Source organism: Gillisia marina, assembly GCF_000258765.1.
GTDB classification, from domain to species: domain Bacteria; phylum Bacteroidota; class Bacteroidia; order Flavobacteriales; family Flavobacteriaceae; genus Gillisia; species Gillisia marina.
In genome coordinates this window covers 58,692-75,316 of record NZ_AJLT01000042.1, presented here as the reverse complement: position 1 = coordinate 75,316, position 16,625 = coordinate 58,692, and the positions used below count along the sequence as shown (strand labels likewise).

12 protein-coding genes and 2 pseudogenes are annotated in these 16,625 nt (G+C 35.1%); 12 read left to right on the top strand and 2 right to left on the bottom strand.

Translation table 11 applies throughout. The features are described 5' to 3' along the window. Positions 1-109 precede the first annotated feature (109 nt). From recF to ON07_RS10875, 3 genes are read left to right on the top strand one after another with little or no spacing between them, the layout of a single operon-like run. The gene (recF, locus tag ON07_RS10885) at positions 110-1,189 is read left to right on the top strand and encodes a DNA replication/repair protein RecF (protein ID WP_010231235.1); all 1,080 of its coding nucleotides are present in this window, start codon (positions 110-112) and stop codon (positions 1,187-1,189) included. After that, positions 1,186-1,623 carry a hypothetical protein gene (locus ON07_RS10880; RefSeq protein WP_010231233.1) on the top strand — a complete coding sequence of 146 codons (438 nt, stop codon included), beginning with the start codon at positions 1,186-1,188 and terminating at the stop codon, positions 1,621-1,623. The genes recF and ON07_RS10880 overlap by 4 nt, the downstream gene beginning before the upstream one ends. Further along, the gene (locus ON07_RS10875) at positions 1,604-1,900 is read left to right on the top strand and encodes a DUF721 domain-containing protein (RefSeq protein WP_010231230.1); all 297 of its coding nucleotides are present in this window, start codon (positions 1,604-1,606) and stop codon (positions 1,898-1,900) included. Before ON07_RS10880 ends, ON07_RS10875 begins: the two co-directional genes overlap by 20 nt. 187 nt (positions 1,901-2,087) lie before the next feature. Here the strand turns inward: ON07_RS10875 and ON07_RS10870 are convergent, their stop codons facing one another. Further along, positions 2,088-2,507: a nucleoside-diphosphate kinase gene (locus ON07_RS10870; protein WP_010231228.1), complete on the bottom strand. Its 420-nt coding sequence runs from the start codon at positions 2,505-2,507 to the stop codon at positions 2,088-2,090. A 263-nt stretch (positions 2,508-2,770) separates the two neighbouring features. On the opposite strand from ON07_RS10870, the gene ON07_RS10865 reads away from it, so the two are divergent. The 4 genes from ON07_RS10865 (at position 2,771) to ON07_RS10850 (ending at position 6,941) form a co-directional block, all read left to right on the top strand. After that, on the top strand, positions 2,771-4,030 hold the full coding sequence (locus tag ON07_RS10865) for a choice-of-anchor B family protein (protein WP_010231224.1): 1,260 nt from the start codon (positions 2,771-2,773) through the stop codon (positions 4,028-4,030). Between the two features lie 198 nt (positions 4,031-4,228). Further along, a complete protein-coding gene (locus tag ON07_RS10860) occupies positions 4,229-5,245 on the top strand; it encodes a DHH family phosphoesterase (RefSeq protein WP_010231221.1) in 1,017 nt (338 codons plus the stop codon). Next, positions 5,242-5,811: a gliding motility-associated peptidyl-prolyl isomerase GldI gene (gldI, locus tag ON07_RS10855; protein ID WP_010231219.1), complete on the top strand. Its 570-nt coding sequence runs from the start codon at positions 5,242-5,244 to the stop codon at positions 5,809-5,811. Before ON07_RS10860 ends, gldI begins: the two co-directional genes overlap by 4 nt. 5 nt (positions 5,812-5,816) lie before the next feature. Then, positions 5,817-6,941, top strand: coding sequence for a peptidylprolyl isomerase (locus ON07_RS10850; protein ID WP_010231217.1), 1,125 nt, complete (start codon positions 5,817-5,819; stop codon positions 6,939-6,941). Between the two features lie 357 nt (positions 6,942-7,298). Here the strand turns inward: ON07_RS10850 and ON07_RS10845 are convergent, their stop codons facing one another. After that, on the bottom strand, positions 7,299-8,759 hold the full coding sequence (locus ON07_RS10845) for an aminoacyl-histidine dipeptidase (RefSeq protein ID WP_010231216.1): 1,461 nt from the start codon (positions 8,757-8,759) through the stop codon (positions 7,299-7,301). A gap of 86 nt (positions 8,760-8,845) precedes the next feature. Between ON07_RS10845 and ON07_RS10840 the strand changes: the two genes are divergently transcribed. The 5 genes and pseudogenes from ON07_RS10840 to ON07_RS15295 all read left to right on the top strand — a co-directional run bounded on the left by ON07_RS10840 (position 8,846) and on the right by ON07_RS15295 (position 16,623). After that, complete coding sequence (locus ON07_RS10840; protein WP_010231214.1) at positions 8,846-9,919, top strand: DUF3810 domain-containing protein; 1,074 nt, start codon at positions 8,846-8,848, stop codon at positions 9,917-9,919. Between the two features lie 81 nt (positions 9,920-10,000). Continuing rightward, positions 10,001-12,977 (top strand): annotated as a pseudogene (locus ON07_RS15300) (amidohydrolase family protein). Between the two features lie 11 nt (positions 12,978-12,988). Then, complete coding sequence (locus tag ON07_RS10830; protein ID WP_010231212.1) at positions 12,989-14,299, top strand: amidohydrolase family protein; 1,311 nt, start codon at positions 12,989-12,991, stop codon at positions 14,297-14,299. Positions 14,300-14,486: 187 nt separating this feature from the next. Further along, positions 14,487-15,293: a TrmH family RNA methyltransferase gene (locus ON07_RS10825; RefSeq protein ID WP_010231210.1), complete on the top strand. Its 807-nt coding sequence runs from the start codon at positions 14,487-14,489 to the stop codon at positions 15,291-15,293. 98 nt (positions 15,294-15,391) lie between these two features. Continuing rightward, positions 15,392-16,623: pseudogene (locus tag ON07_RS15295) on the top strand (M48 family metallopeptidase). Positions 16,624-16,625: the final 2 nt, after the last annotated feature.

Genomic DNA, 16,625 nt, shown 5'->3' with positions numbered 1-16,625 from the left:
ATTCTTATTTGAAAGGGAAATTATTTCTTATTTTTTAATACTTTTTGCGCTATTCTTTTACCTTTACTAAAATAAAATTAATAATTATTTAGCTGAATAACAGCCTTTTATGTTTTTAAAAACGCTTTCCCTAGTCAATTATAAAAATTTAGATTCCTCCAGTTTTGATTTCGACTCCAAAATAAATTGTTTTGTAGGTAGAAATGGCGTTGGAAAAACCAATATTTTAGATAGCATCTATCATTTATCTTTTGGAAAGAGTTATTTCAACCCAATTACCAGCCAGAACATCAACCACAATGCCGATTTTTTCGTTATTGAAGGCTCCTTAGAAAAAAATGATCGGGAAGAGCAAATTCTGGTTAGCGCAAAGCGTGGACAGAAAAAGGTGATTAAAAGAAATAACAAACCCTACGAGAAATTCAGTGAGCATATAGGTTTTATTCCAGCCGTAATGATTTCTCCAGGAGATCGCGATCTTATTATAGAAGGCAGCGATACCAGAAGAAAATTCATGGACGGTGTGATCTCCCAAAGCGATCAGATTTATTTAAATTCTTTGATTTCCTACGGAAAAGTGCTAGCTCAGAGAAATGCGCTCTTAAAATATTTTGCAGCTAACGCAAAGTTCGATCGGGATACTTTAGAGATTTATAATGCGCAGCTATCAGAATTTGGTGATATCATCTTCAAAAAGCGAAAGGAATTTTTAAATGAGTTTATTCCGATTTTCAATCAACGTTATTCAGAAATTGCGAATAATCAAGAACAGGTAAGTCTTGAGTACAAGAGTAAATTATTTGACAAATCGATATCAACATTGTTAGAAGAAAATCTTCAAAAAGATATGATCCTGCAATATACCAGTGTTGGCTTACATAAGGACGATCTTAGTTTTGAGATCGATGGACATCCAATTAAAAAGTTTGGATCTCAGGGACAACAAAAATCTTTTCTTATTGCACTAAAGTTGGCACAATTCGACTTTATTAAAAAAGTGAGCAAAGTAAATCCGATTCTATTATTAGATGATATTTTCGATAAGTTAGATGAACAGCGGGTTGCACATATTATAGCTTTGGTTGCCACCGATGAACTTGGCCAGATCTTTATTAGCGACACTCATGCAGAACGAACCGAAAAAGTGGTGAAAGAAAGCAACCAAACCTTTAAAATTTTTAAACTATGATTAGAATTAGTATGCTATTAATTTTTATGATCTCTTTAATTAGCTGTAATAATGAGCCGGAAGATCAATTAAAACATATTAATGGCTATTGGGGAATCGAAAAAGTTGAATTCACAAAGGATTCCATTCGGGATTTTAAAATAAATGAAATAGTAGATTATATCGAGATCGTAGATAGTATAGGATTCAGAATAAAAGTAAAACCACAGTTTGATGGCAACTATATTCCAGCCGGAGAGCCGGAAGAAATAAAAGTAAAACTTGAAGATAAGAAAGTGGCGCTTTATTATTCTACTCCTTTTAATAAATGGAAAGAAATTATTGTAGCTTCAAAAGAAAACAAAATTAGTTTACAAAATGAGCGAGGCATCATTTATCATTACAAGCGGTACGAACCACTAAAATTAGATTTGGATGAAAAAGAGAATGAATGAGAACATGAACTTGAGTGAGGCATTAGAAAGTTTTGTTTCTACCAATAAGCTTCAGAAAGGTCTTGACAAGGTAAACGTAAAAGATGTTTGGAACGAACAAATGGGGCCAGGAATTGTAAAATATACCACCGCTATAAAATTGGAGGGCAGTACTTTATTTATTCAACTGAGTTCTTCTGTTTTACGGGAAGAATTGAGTTATGGAAAAGAGAAGATCATTAAGATTTTAAATGAAGCTCTTAGAAAAGAACTTATTACGAAGCTGGTACTTAGGTAATTATATACACCTCACCCTGAACTAGTTTCAGGATCTACTGTTCAAACTATTGAGATGCTGAAACTCCCGATGCCTCGGGACAGCATGAAGGAAACCAACAGAATTAACCGTTAAAATAAAGACAACCACAAACAAAAAAAGCCGCTTCCATTAGAAAACGGCTTTTTTGATTCTATCTAAATGTAATCTAGAATAATTCTCTTCCTGCGAAATGAAAAGCAGCTTCAATAGCAGCATTCTCATCACTATCACTTCCGTGAACTGCATTTTCTCCAATAGAAGCAGCATATTTCTTACGGATAGTTCCTTCTGCAGCTTCAGCTGGGTTAGTAGCACCAATTAAAGTTCTAAAATCTTCAACAGCATTATCTTTTTCTAATACAGCAGCAACAATAGGACCTCTTGTCATATATTCTACTAATTCCCCGAAAAATGGACGTTCGTTATGAACAGCATAAAAAGTTTCAGCATCTTTACGAGACATCTGAGTTAATTTCATTGCAACGATTCTAAATCCTGAAGTATTGATAAGTTCAAGGATTGCACCGATGTTCCCGTTTTCAACTGCATCGGGTTTAAGCATTGTAAAAGTTCTATTCGTAGCCATATTATGGTTTTTAATTTTTTGCAAAAATAAGCATTTGAACACTTTATGCAAGATTATCCTTTTCTTTTATGATTATTATAGGAATACCATTCGGCTAAATCATGCTGCTTTCTAGTTTTAAAAACTTTTATGCGGTTTGGAACGTATATAATCTAAGGTACTATTATTGATATGTAGTTTGTAGATTTAGGTATCTGCGATAGCCTAGTTTCAATATAATTGAAGAAAATTTATTTTAATGACTTCAGAAAACCCTTAATAAGATGATTAATTTCGCCCCTTTGCATCAGATATCTTTTATAAAGCACTCTTTATTCTTCATTTTCAGTTTTTTGTTGTTTTCATGTTCTAACGACGATTCCACAACAATTTCAGAAGAACTAGAAGAAAACTCAGGCATGCAAGTTATTCCAACGAATCCTTGTGAAAATGGGATGGCAGGGAATTATCCTTGCAAGGATTACGATCTAATGTCTCATATAAGCCTTTCTGAATTTTCAGCAACCTCAGGAAACGATTCCTGGGGATGGACAGATTCCAGCACAGGAAAAGAATATGTTATATTGGGACTGGATAACGGAACCGCTTTTATAGATATCTCCAACCCCACAGAGCCAATTTATTTAGGAAAATTAATTTCTCAAACTCCTCCTGCTTTACATCGCGACATAAAAGTATATCAAAATTATGCCTTTGTTGTAAGTGAGGCCGAAGGTCATGGATTACAAATTTTTGACCTTACAAAATTGCGAAACATTACTAATACACCGGTCACTTTTCAAGCTGAAGCTACTTATAATGAATTTGAACATGCACATAACATTGTAATTAACGAGACTTCCGGATTCGCTTACGTTGTAGGCTCTAACTCTTTTGGTGGGGGACCACATATCATCAACATACAAAACCCTTTGAACCCAATTTTTGCGGGAGGTTATGATCTAGACGGATATAGTCACGATGCGCAAGTGGTAACCTATAATGGTCCAGATACAGATTATACAGGAAAGGAAATTTATATTGGAAGTAATGAAAACAAAGTTGTTATTGTAGATGTTACCGATAAATCTAATCCGAAAAATATCTCAACGTTTATCTATGAAAATGTGGGATATACGCATCAAGGCTGGTTAACCGGAAATCAGAAATATTTTTTAGTCGGAGATGAGTTTGATGAGTTGCAAACAGGAAATAATACTAGAACCATTATTCTAGATTTTACAGATCTTGACAATCCTAAATTACATACGAACTATACCGGTGCTCTGCCGGCCATAGATCACAATGGATATGTGAAAGACAATTTGTTTTATTTAGCAAATTATACAGGTGGATTGCGCGTGATAGATATTTCTGATATCGAAAATAAAAATTTAAACGAAGTAGGATTTTTCGATACATTCCCTTTAAATAATGCTGCAGATTTTAATGGGGTATGGAATGTATATCCTTTTTTTGAAAGCGGTAACATTGTATTAAGCGATATAGATAATGGTCTTTTTATCGTAAAGAAAAAGACCTAGAACTACATTATATAATGATAATTAATAGCGCTGTGCTATCTTATTTTATAAAATATATATTTTGTAATTTCACGCTCGAATTTAAAGTTTGAATCAGCAATATTATTAAGGTAATCTCTCTACAAGTTTCAGAAATCTTTGAAATTAAAATAGATTACTTCACCTTTGTTGCTATTCCGCTTTAATTGGAATTAAAATATGATTGAACAAAGCATTTTAGAGATCACGTCTGCCCTATCTCGGGCTAATAATATTGTAATAGTACCGCATAAGGGACCAGATGGTGATGCTATTGGTTCTTGTTTAGGGCTTTATCATTTCCTCAAGGAAAAAGGACATCATGTACATGTAATTGCTCCTAATGATTATCCGGATTTTTTAAAGTGGCTTCCGGGACAAGAGGACATCCTGATTTACGAAAAAGATTATATGATTTGTAAGCCATTAATTACAAATGCCGATATCATCTTCACCTTAGATTTTAACGATCTTTCGAGAACTGGAGATATGCAGGATCCATTAACAGAGGCTGAGGCGACTTTTATAATGATAGATCACCATCCTGAGCCTGCTACCTATGCGCATCACACCTATAGTGATGCTACTATGAGTTCTACTTGCCAAATGGTGTATCAATTCATAAAAAAATTAAGAGCTGTAAAAAATATTACCCCGGAAATTGCTACTTGCTTATACACGGGGATAATGACAGATACCGGATCTTTCAGATTTAGATCTACATCCAGTGAAACGCATAAGGTAATTGCCGATTTAATCGAGAAAGGAGCTGATAATGCAAAGATCCATCAAAATATATACGATACTTCTTCGGAAAGTAGATTGAAATTATTAGGTGTTGCGCTTCAAAATTTAAGAATTAATAAGGAATTAAGAACCGCTTATATAACACTTTCACAGGAAGAGTTAGATAAGAACAATTTCAAAAAAGGAGATACCGAAGGTTTTGTGAATTATGGTTTATCTCTGGAAGGAATAATTTTCGCAGCTATTTTTATAGAACATAAAACAGATGGAATTATCAAAATAAGCTTCCGTTCTAAAGGAAGTTTCAATGTAAATGAATTTGCGAGAGCTCATTTTCATGGTGGTGGACACGTAAATGCTGCCGGTGGAAAAAGTGATATTTCGTTGGAGGACACTATTGTGAAATTCAATACCGTGCTACCGGAATATAGGGAAAAATTAAGTTTATGAAACTAAAATTTATATACGTTATTGTGGCGATCTTTGGGATTTTAGGATGTAAATCTCCTGAAGCCAGAAGACCAGTCACTCAAAATTCTGGGTCGTTTATAAATGAATCTATCAAAAGGAACAAAAAATTAGTTGCGAAAGAAGAAGCGATTATCTTAAAAATGATCGAGCAGGATTCCACCCGAAATTATATAGCTTCCAGCAATGGATTTTGGTATTATTATAATGAGAAATCTACCGATTCTTTAAATGTGGAAATGCCGGAATATGGCGATGTCGTTAGATTCGATTATAATATAAAAGATTTAAATGGCAATTATATCTATGATGTTGGCGAAATCCCAACCAAAAGATATGCTATGGACCGTGAAAACCTTTTTGGCGGATTAAGAGAAGGTCTAAAATTGATGAAAGCCGGGGAAAAAGCTACATTTATCTTTCCATCTCACAAAGCATTTGGATATTATGGGGATAAAGATAGAATTGGAACTAATATTCCTATAATTACCGAAGTAACATTACACACGATTACCCAAGAAATAAACACTAATAAATCTGATAATTAATTAATATGAAAAGATTAAGCATGCTTTTGGTTTGTGCCATTCTACTTGGCCTAGTAAGTTGTAAAGAGGATTATCCGGACCTTAAGGACGGTCTTTATGCAGAATTCAATACTAATAAAGGTTCTTTTATAACCGAATTGTATTATAAAGAAACACCTACAACGGTTGCCAATTTTATTTCCCTTGCTGAAGGTGATAGCCATACTATGTTAGATAGTACTTACAAAGGAAAAAAATATTATGACGGACTTATTTTCCACCGTGTGATTAAAGATTTTATGATTCAAGGAGGAGATCCAACAGGAACAGGAAGTGGAGATCCAGGATATAGATTTCCAGATGAGATAGTAGATTCGCTTAGCCATGCTACAAAAGGAACATTATCTATGGCCAATGCAGGTCCTGGCACTAATGGAAGTCAGTTTTTTATCACATTAGCGCCAACGCCTTGGTTAGATGGGAAACACACTATTTTTGGAAAAGTAATGGAAGGACAAGCTGTTGTGGATAGTATTGGTATGGTTAAAACCGTTGCAAGAGACAAGCCGGAGCAAGACGTAGTTTTAGAGAGTGTGAAAATCATTCGTAAAGGAAAAGACGCTAAGAATTTTAAAGCTTCAAAAACTTTCGAAACTAATTTAGCGGAAGCTAAAATTGAAGAAGAAAAGAAGGCAGAGGCCTCTAAAGCTCTAAAGTTAGAAAATGCCGATAAATTTAGTGCGCTAAAAGCTGATACCGAAGAACTGGAAAGCGGAGTTAAAATACATTATCTAGAAAAAGGAGAAGACACAAAAATTCCTCAAGGCTCTATGATCATGGTGAACTATGCAGGTTATTTTGAGGATGGAACTTTATTCGACACAAGCTGGCAAGAAGTTGCGGTAAAAAATGATGCTCTTAATATCGCAAAAAGAGATCAAGGTGGCTACCAACCAATGCCTACTAAATATGGTCCAGATGCCCCGATGATCCCAGGATTTAGAGATGGTTTGGCTGCGATGAATGTTGGAGACCGAGCAGTGATTTATATTCCATCTCACTTAGGATATGGTGAAAGAGGATATGGACAGGCTATACCGCCAAATACCGATCTTATTTTTGAACTAGAAATAGTAGAGATTCAGAAATAATACTGAAATATCTAATACTAAAAAACCCGCTTCCAAAAAGGAAGCGGGTTTTTTTTATGCAATTTGTTTTATTATTTAAATTATCTACCAAATAGGTTTCGACAGGCTCAACCTGACACTCCATTACAAATCTAAATTGTCACATTGAGCTATTCTAAAATATGATTTAACAATACAAACCTAAATAGATCTCAACAGGCTCAACCTGACACTCCTTTTACAAATCTTAATTGTCATATTGAGCTTGTCAAAATATGATTTAACACAACATATCTAATAGATCTCAACAGGCTCAACTTGACATTCGTATACAATACCAAATTTGTCATATTGAGCTTGTCGAAATATGAACAAATTTTATTTCTTCGGAATGTTCTTAAGAATCTCTAATACAAATTTCCAATATTTCTGAGATGATGAAATGCTTGCACGCTCATCTGGAGAATGCGCTCCTCTAATTGTTGGTCCAAAAGAGATCATATCCATTTCCGGATAATGACTTCCGATAATCCCACATTCTAATCCTGCATGACAGGCAGCAACATCTGCTTTTTCATCAAATAATTTAGAATACAAGTTGTCCAGTACCGTTAAAATATCTGAATCCCTGTTTGGTGCCCATCCCGGATAATCTCCAGATAAAGTAACCTCGAAATCTGCAAGCTCAAAACTAGCTCTCAAAGAATTGGTAAGATCGTCTTTAGAAGATTCTACTGAAGATCTTGTAAGACATTTTAGATTGATGTTTCCATCTTTAATTTCAACCTTCGCCAAGTTGTTAGAGGTTTCTACCAAACCATCAATTTCCGGGCTCATTCTAAACACTCCATTATGCAAAGCATATATAGATTTTAAAACGATTTCTTGAGTTTCAGAATCCATCACCTTTTTCGGAGTTTCAATCTTAACCAGTTCTAAGTTCATCTTAGGTTCTAGTTTGGCATATTCCGTTTTAATAGCTTCAAAATCACTCATCATTTCAGATTCAAAAGCTTTTATCTGGAAATCATCTATCAGCACAACTGCTTCACTTTCTCTGGGAATAGCATTTCGTAGTCCGCCACCATTCACTTCAGCAATACGAATTCCGAAATTCTCTGACGCGTTATATAATAAGCGATTCATCAATTTATTGGCATTTCCCAATCCTTTGATGATATCCATCCCGGAATGCCCACCTTGAAGTCCATTTAACGTGACCCTGAAAGCACTCATTTCTTCGGGTGTATCCTCTTGGGTGTATTTTCTGGTAGCAGTAACGTCTACTCCCCCGGCACAACCAATTCCTATTTCATCATCTTCTTCAGTATCCAAATTCAAAAGAATGTCTCCTTGCAACAATCCAGGCTCCAAGCCTTTTGCACCCGTCATTCCGGTTTCTTCATCTATTGTGAACAAAGCTTCGATTGCCGGGTGTTCTATAGAATCACTTTCCAAAATGGCCATGATGGTAGCCACTCCCAGACCGTTATCTGCACCCAACGTAGTTCCTTTAGCTCTCACCCAATCCCCATCTACATACATTTCTATTCCTTGAGTATCAAAATCGAATTTGGTATCGTTATTTTTTTGATGCACCATATCCAAGTGAGACTGCAAAACCACTGCTTTTCGATCTTCCATGCCAGCGGTTGCTGGTTTCTTGATTATTACATTCCCTACCTTATCTACAAGTGTTTCTAAATTCAGTTTATTCCCAAAATTCTTCATAAATTCGATCACCCGCTCCTCTTTTTTAGAAGGACGGGGAACTTCATTAAGATCGGCGAATTTATTCCATAAAACTTTAGGTTCTTGTGCTCTTATTTCTTCATTCATAGTATTAATATTTGCTATATTCACAAAGATATTGGTAATTCACAAACCACGAAATTTTTAGAAGCTTATTAGAATTTATTTAGGAAGTGAAAAATAGAACGAGTCTCATTTTAGCCATTTTATTGCCAATACAAATTATTGCAATCAAAATAATTTCAGGCTTTCCAAATTTTATAGAAACTTGGTATAGCACAGGAATATATCCTTATATCGCTAAAATCATGCGATTTTCTCTAGGAATTTTTCCGTTTTCAATTGGAGACCTTTTATATACTTTTCTTATAATCTCCATCATTAGATGGGTCTATATTAGGTTTAAAACCAAATTTAGAAGTTTTAGAAAATGGTCTTTAGACCTACTCGCCACATTTTCTATTATTTATGCCTGTTTTCATATTTTTTGGGGCTTCAATTATTACAGACTTCCACTCCACCGCACCTTAAAAATAAAAAACACTTATACGACGGAAGAGCTTATACTTTTAACCGAAACACTTATCAAAAAATCGAATCAGGTACATACCGGTTTGGTGGATAACGATTCATTAAAAGTGGATTATAAATTTAAAAAGACAACACTCTTCAAAAAAACCATTGAAGGTTATGAGAGTTTAAGTACGAAGTATCCAAAACTTACTTATGAAGGCAAAAGCTTAAAAAGGTCGCTTTACAGCATTCCATTAACCTATATGGGCTTCAATGGGTATTTAAATCCGCTTACTAATGAAGCGCAGGTAAATACGCAAATTTTAAGATATAAGATCCCAACTACTGCAAGTCATGAAATTGGGCATCAGCTAGGATTTGCGAAAGAGAATGAAGCTAACTTTATTGCCTGCCTAGCAACTATGAATCATCCAGATCCATATTTTCAATATTCCGGATTTACCTTCGCATTACGCTACTGCTTAAATGAATTGTATCTAAGAGACCAAGCAAAAGCAGATCAACTTCTAAAGAAAATCCATCCAGGAATTTTGGCCAATTATAAAGAAGTGAGAGATTTCTGGCAAACCCATCAAAACCCTTTAGAACCAATTTTTCAAGTTACTTATAGCGGGTTTCTAAAAGCAAATAATCAAGCTGAAGGCATGAAAAGTTATAGTTATGTGGTTGCTCTTTTAGTTAATTATTTTGACGATGTAGAGAATGCTTTTTAGGCTAATTCTCTATTCCATATAATATTCTTAAATTCAGCTTTCTTAATTTCAAAAGAAAACCACTTTAAAACAACTAATTATATGAGATTAAAATTTCTACTCTGTTGCCTTGTATTTTTTTCAGGGCTCAATTTGTATGCGCAAGATTACTTTCCCAGCAATGATGGTGTAAAGTCTGAAAACACCAACTACACAATCTTCAAAAATGCCAAAATCCATGTAGATCCTTCTACAATTATAGAAAATGGAATGATCGCAGTTAAGGAAGGGAAAATTACTGCTGTTGGCAAAAACATATCTATACCAAAAAACAGTATTGTTGTAGACCTTAATGGCAAAGAAGTCTATCCTTCATTTATCGAAATCTACAGCGATTTTGGAATGAAAAAACCAACAAAAGCTAGTAGCGGAAATGGGCAACCACAATATAATGCAGGCCGAGAAGGCTATTATTGGAACGATCATATTCGTCCGGAAACGAATGCCTTGGAATCTTTCACTTTTGATAAAACCGAAGCAGAAAAATTTCAGAAAAACGGATTTGGAGTTGTAAATACACATCTAGCTGATGGTATTATGCGAGGAACCGGAATGCTAGTTAGCTTAAATGCGGAAGGCTCTGAAGGAGATCGGATTTTAAAGGACAGATCGGCTAATTTTCTTTCTTTCGATAAAAGTGTGCAATCCAGACAATCGTACCCAACCTCCATAATGGGTGCAATGGCGCTACTAAGACAAACATATATTGATGCTGCTTGGTACGCAAAAGGAAATATCACGAATAAAGATTTGGCTTTAGAAGCTTTAAATAGAAACAAATCTTTACCACAAATTTTCAAGACCGATAATTTATTAGATGAATTGAGAGCCGATAAGGTTGGAGATGAATATGGGATACAGTACTTAATTTTTGGTAGTGGAAATGAATTTGAACGTATTGCAGAAATCAAAAACACCAATGCCACATTTATTATTCCATTAGATTTCCCGGAAGCTTATGATGTAGAAAATCCATTTATGGCTAATAATGTGAGTTTGCAAGATATGAAGCGATGGAATCAGGCTCCATCTAACCTGATGCAGCTAGCAAAAAAATAATATTCCTTTCATCTTAACAACACAAAATTTAAAGGATGATAAGAAATTTAAAGAAAATCTTCTAAAAGCGATTTCTTACGGCCTAGATAAAAATAAAGCACTTGCGGCATTAACGACAACTCCAGCTAAATTTTTAGGAGAAGAGAATAAATTAGGAGTTATAAAACAAGGCGCTTGGGCGAACTTTTTAATCACTTCAGGAGACATATTTGACAAGGAAATTATACTTTTTGAAAACTGGATCCAAGGTCAGAAAGTGGTGTTGGAAAACATGAACACTGCAAACCTGGAAGGTAAATACACATTGGCGGTAGATGGAAAGAACTATGATCTTGAAATTACAGGAAAGCCAAATACTCCTAAAGCCGAAGTAAAATTGGGCGACCAGAAGATTAAATCTAAGTTATCTTATACAGATACTTGGATGCAGGTATTATTATCCTCGCCAGATTCTACCAAGACAGAATACACGAGGTTAATTGCAAAAGTTGGAGAAAACACTAATAAAATAAGTGGTCGAGCTATTTTAAGCAATGGTCAAGAAACTACTTTTTCTGCTACCAAGGCTGCAGAAAAACTAGAAGAGCCTAAGAAAAAAGAAGAAAATAAAGAAGAAACACTCCTTCCTATTGTGCCACTCACCTATCCAAATATGGCATACGGTTTTAAAGAACTTCCCAAACAAGAAGCTATTTTATTTAAAAACGCAACGGTTTGGACGAATACCGAAAAAGGAATTCTTGAGAAGACAGATGTTTTAATTAGAGATGGAAAAATTGCTGAAGTTGGTACAAATCTTAGTGCCGGAAAGGCGAAAGTTATCGATGCTTCGGGGAAACATTTAACCACGGGAATTATAGATGAACATTCCCATATTGGAGCCTCGGCTATTAATGAAGCGGGGCAAAATTCTTCAGCAGAAGTTACCATGGAAGATGTTATAGACCCTACAGATATTAATATTTATAGAAATCTTGCAGGTGGTGTTACTTCCATTCAATTATTACATGGCTCAGCAAATCCAATTGGAGGGCGTTCTGCAATCATGAAATTAAAATGGGGATCTAATGCGAAAGAGATGATTTTTCCCGATTCTCCTAAATTTATAAAGTTCGCGCTTGGGGAAAATGTAAAACAATCCAATTGGGATAGTAAAAGTAGATTTCCACAAACCAGAATGGGTGTAGAACAAGTCTTTACAGATTATTTTAGTCAGGCTAGAGATTATGAAGCCGCTAAGAAAACCGGTAACTACAGGAAAGATATAGAAATGGAAACCATAGTTGAAATTTTGAATGGCAACCGTTTTGTAAGTAGTCACTCTTATATTCAAAGTGAGATCAATATGCTTATGAAAGTTGCTGAAGCCTTTGATTTTAGAATCAATACGTTCACCCATATTTTAGAAGGTTACAAAGTTGCCGATAAAATGAAAGAGCACGGTGCCGGAGCATCTACATTTTCAGATTGGTGGGCTTACAAATACGAAGTGAAGGATGCGATCCCTTACAATGCTGCCATAATGCATAATGCAGGTCTTACAGTTGCAATTAATAGTGATGATGGAGAAATGAGCAGAAGATTGAATCAGGAAGCGGCAAAAAGTGTAAAATATGGAGGGATTTCTGAAGAAGAAGCTTGGAAATTCGTTACGCTAAATCCGGCGAAATTATTGCATTTAGATCATCGAGTTGGAAGTATCGAAACCGGGAAAGATGGTGATGTTGTGCTATGGTCTGGAAATCCACTTTCTATTTATAGCAAAGCTGAAAAAACCCTTATTGAAGGTGCTGTCTATTTTGATCTTGAAAAAGATAAAGTATTGCGAAATGAAATCGCTCAACAGAAGAATATGCTAACCGGGCAAATGTTAAGCGCAAAGAATGGTGGAGCAAAAACACAGCCTGCTACGAAGAAAGAAGATCAAAAAATGCACTGTGACACTTTGGTAACTTATTAATATTGAAAATGATGAAAAGATTAAAAATAACACTCTTACTGGGAATTTTAATATTAACAAGTTCCTTATACGCACAGCAAAGCCCAACCTCTGCTCAAACTGAGGCAGTAACTATTGTGGGTGCAACTGCACATATTGGGAATGGAGAGATCATAGAAAATAGCCTGATAATTTTTGAAAACGGAATTTTAACCCAGGTTTTAGATGCTTCTACCACCAAAATGCAATACCGCGGGACTATTATAAATGCTGAAGGGAAACATGTATATCCGGGCTTTATTGCTCCCAATACAACGCTTGGTTTAGTTGAAATAGCTTCGCTAAGACCTACAGACGATGAAGATGAAATAGGTGAAATGTTGCCACATATTAGAAGTTTGGTGGCCTATAATGCTGAAAGTCAGATTGTAGAAAGCATGCGCCCGAATGGTGTTTTAATTGGCCAGATAGTTCCAAGAGGTGGAACCATCTCCGGAACTTCATCTGTAGTTCAGTTTGATGCCTGGAACTGGGAAGATGCTTCAATTAAAAAAGATGCAGGGCTTCATATTAACTGGCCAAATAGTTTTAAACGCGGAAGATGGTGGTTAGGAGAAGAAAGAGGTTTGAAACCAAATGAAAAATATGCCGAAGAGGTTTTAAAGCTAACTCAATTTTTTAATAATTCCAGAGCGTATGTAGCGGGAGATCAAAAACAAGAGAATTTACCCTTCAAATCTATGGATGCTATTTTCAATAATGGAAAAAAGGTTTTTGTGCACGTAGATGGAGAACGTGAAATTGTAGATGCGATTCAGTTTAAAAAAGACCAGAATTTAAAGGATATGGTTATTGTTGGAGGTTACGATGCTGTAAAAGTTGCAGATTTAATTAAAGCTGAAAACATTGCTATTTTATCTCCTCGCCCACATTCTACCCCAAATCAAGATGATGAGGATTACGATTATAACTACAAACTTGCCAAGTTACTTACAGATAAAGGTATTTTAGTAGGTTTGGAAAGCAGCGGACAAATGGAACGAGCAAATACACGAAACTTGCCTTTTTATGCTGGAACTGTTGCAGCAAGTGGAATGGATAAAGAACAAGCTTTGAAATTAATCACCTTGAACAATGCCAAGATATTAGGGATAGATGATAGATTAGGAACTTTGGAAAAAGGAAAGGATGCTACCCTTTTTATTAGTGAAGGCGATGCCTTAGATATGCGAACCAATAAATTAACGAAAGCATTTATCCAAGGTCGGGAATTGAGTTTAGAAAGTCATCAAACTGAATTATATCACAGATATTCTGATAAGTATGAGAATCAGAAGGAGTGATAATTATGTTAATAGTTTATAGATTCCGTCACCCTGAACTTGTTTCAGGGTCTTCTCATGAAATACTGGGATGCTGAAACAAGTTCAGCATGACGACGAATTAATTAAATTCAAATTGAATAAAAAACCTCTGAAATTATCAGAGGTTTTTTATTTGTAACTCTCAATAAGTGTCTATTTTTACAACATGATCAAACAAATATCCAGCGCACAAAATCCAGTTGTAAAAAGACTTCTTCAGCTTCAGGAGAAATCTAGAAACCGAAAAAAAGAAGGGGTTTTTCTAGTGGAAGGTATTCGAGAAATTCAGCTTGCTTTTAAGGGAGATTATGCTTGTGAGGAACTTTTTTTCTGTGATTCTTTATTTCCTGCTGAAGGTTTGAAGCAACTTAGCTCGTTGGCCAAAAGCAATCCGGCGATTACTGAATTCTCCAAAGAGCTCTACGAAAAAATGGCATATCGAGGCAGCACCGAAGGTGTAATGGCACTTTTTAGATCTAAAGAATTAACATTAGCGTCATTAAGGATAAACTCTGAGAAACCCTTGATTTTAATAGCCGAAGCTCCTGAAAAACCCGGGAATATTGGCGCTTTACTCAGAACGGCAGATGCGGCGAATGTAGATGCGGTGATTATCGCAAACCCAAAAACCGATCTTTTTAATCCTAATATTATTAGATCCAGTGTGGGTTGTGTTTTTACCAATAACATCGCAGTTGGAACTACTTCAGAAATAATCAGTTTTCTGAGAGAGAAAAATATTTCTATTTATGCTGCTGCATTGCAGGCTTCAAAAACTTATTCCGAAATAGATTTCACTAATTCTTCGGCAATAGTGGTGGGGACCGAAGCTACCGGCTTAAGCCAAGAATGGATAGTTAATTCAACTCAAAATATCATTATCCCTATGAGTGGAGAAATAGATAGTATGAACGTATCTGTGGCAGCCGGAATTTTAATTTTTGAAGCCAAACGTCAACGAGGCTTTAAATGATACTTTTCGACTGCCAAAAATAGCATTTGGAACAAATATTGAAAACTTACAGAATATAAAACCTATATTAATCCCAAAGTTGTAAAATCCAATCCTACGTGAGTGCTGAAACCTTATTTTATATAATTGTTGCCATCATTTTAATAGATTTTATAATCGATAAGATTGTAGATTCTTTGAATGCAAGTCGGTTTAACGATCCTGTTCCAAAAGAATTGGAAGATGTATATGATGATGCCGAATACCGTAAATCTCAGAATTATAAAAAAGAAGTTTATAGGTTCGGAGTCGTTTCTTCTGTTTTCTCGCTATTCATTTTATTGGGTTTTCTGCTTTTCGATGGCTTTGCTATGTAGATGGAATTGCTAGTGGTATTACTGCCAATCCAATATATAAAGCCTTAATTTTCTTTGGATTTATCATGTTTGCAAGCGATATTCTCACGCTTCCATTTTCGTATTACAGTACCTTTGTAATAGAAGAGAAATACGGATTTAATAAAACAACCAAGAAGTTGTTTGTAATGGATAAATTAAAATCTTGGGGCTTAATGATCATCCTTGGAGGTGGAATTCTTGCGCTTATTGTTTGGTTCTATCAATTAACCTCAACAGATTTTTGGTGGTATTCTTGGATTGTGGTTACTGTTTTTATAGTATTCACTAATATGTTTTATGCAAAGCTAATAGTGCCGCTTTTCAATAAACAATCCCCACTAGAAGATGGATCACTTCGGTCTAAAATTGAAGCTTATGCCAATAAGGTAGGGTTTCAATTAGATAATATTTTTATCATAGATGGCTCTAAACGAAGTACAAAAGCAAATGCCTATTTCTCAGGATTTGGGAAGGAAAAAAGGATCACACTTTATGATACTTTGGTTAACGACCTAAGCGAAGAAGAGATCGTAAGTGTCTTGGCACACGAAGTAGGTCACTATAAAAAGAAGCATATCATTGTTAATCTTTTAGCCTCAATAGTAACTACGGGATTAACTTTATGGGTATTATCCTTATTTGTTGGCAATGCGCTATTATCTCAAGCTTTAGGTGTAGAAAATCCGAGTTTTCATATTGGTTTAATCGCATTCGGAATTTTATATAGTCCAATTTCAGAAATCACTGGATTAATCATGAATTATTTATCCCGAAAATTTGAATATCAGGCAGATGATTTTGCTAAAAATACATATAATTCAGCATCATTAATTTCAAGTTTAAAAAAATTATCCAAATCTAGTTTAAGCAACTTGACCCCACACAAAGCTTATGTTTTTATGCATTATTCGCACCCTACATTATTACAGCGAATTAAAAATTTAAGCTCTTAGTT

Bases quoted from the DNA above. Each gene is read 5' to 3' on its own strand.
- recF (WP_010231235.1), top strand. From the start codon at position 110: ATGTTTTTAAAAACGCTTTCCCTAGTCAATTATAAAAATTTAGATTCC.
- ON07_RS10880 (WP_010231233.1), top strand. From the start codon at position 1,186: ATGATTAGAATTAGTATGCTATTAATTTTTATGATCTCTTTAATTAGC.
- ON07_RS10875 (WP_010231230.1), top strand. From the start codon at position 1,604: ATGAAAAAGAGAATGAATGAGAACATGAACTTGAGTGAGGCATTAGAA.
- ON07_RS10870 (WP_010231228.1), bottom strand. From the start codon at position 2,507: ATGGCTACGAATAGAACTTTTACAATGCTTAAACCCGATGCAGTTGAA.
- ON07_RS10865 (WP_010231224.1), top strand. From the start codon at position 2,771: ATGATTAATTTCGCCCCTTTGCATCAGATATCTTTTATAAAGCACTCT.
- ON07_RS10860 (WP_010231221.1), top strand. From the start codon at position 4,229: ATGATTGAACAAAGCATTTTAGAGATCACGTCTGCCCTATCTCGGGCT.
- gldI (WP_010231219.1), top strand. From the start codon at position 5,242: ATGAAACTAAAATTTATATACGTTATTGTGGCGATCTTTGGGATTTTA.
- ON07_RS10850 (WP_010231217.1), top strand. From the start codon at position 5,817: ATGAAAAGATTAAGCATGCTTTTGGTTTGTGCCATTCTACTTGGCCTA.
- ON07_RS10845 (WP_010231216.1), bottom strand. From the start codon at position 8,759: ATGAATGAAGAAATAAGAGCACAAGAACCTAAAGTTTTATGGAATAAA.
- ON07_RS10830 (WP_010231212.1), top strand. From the start codon at position 12,989: ATGAAAAGATTAAAAATAACACTCTTACTGGGAATTTTAATATTAACA.
- ON07_RS10825 (WP_010231210.1), top strand. From the start codon at position 14,487: ATGATCAAACAAATATCCAGCGCACAAAATCCAGTTGTAAAAAGACTT.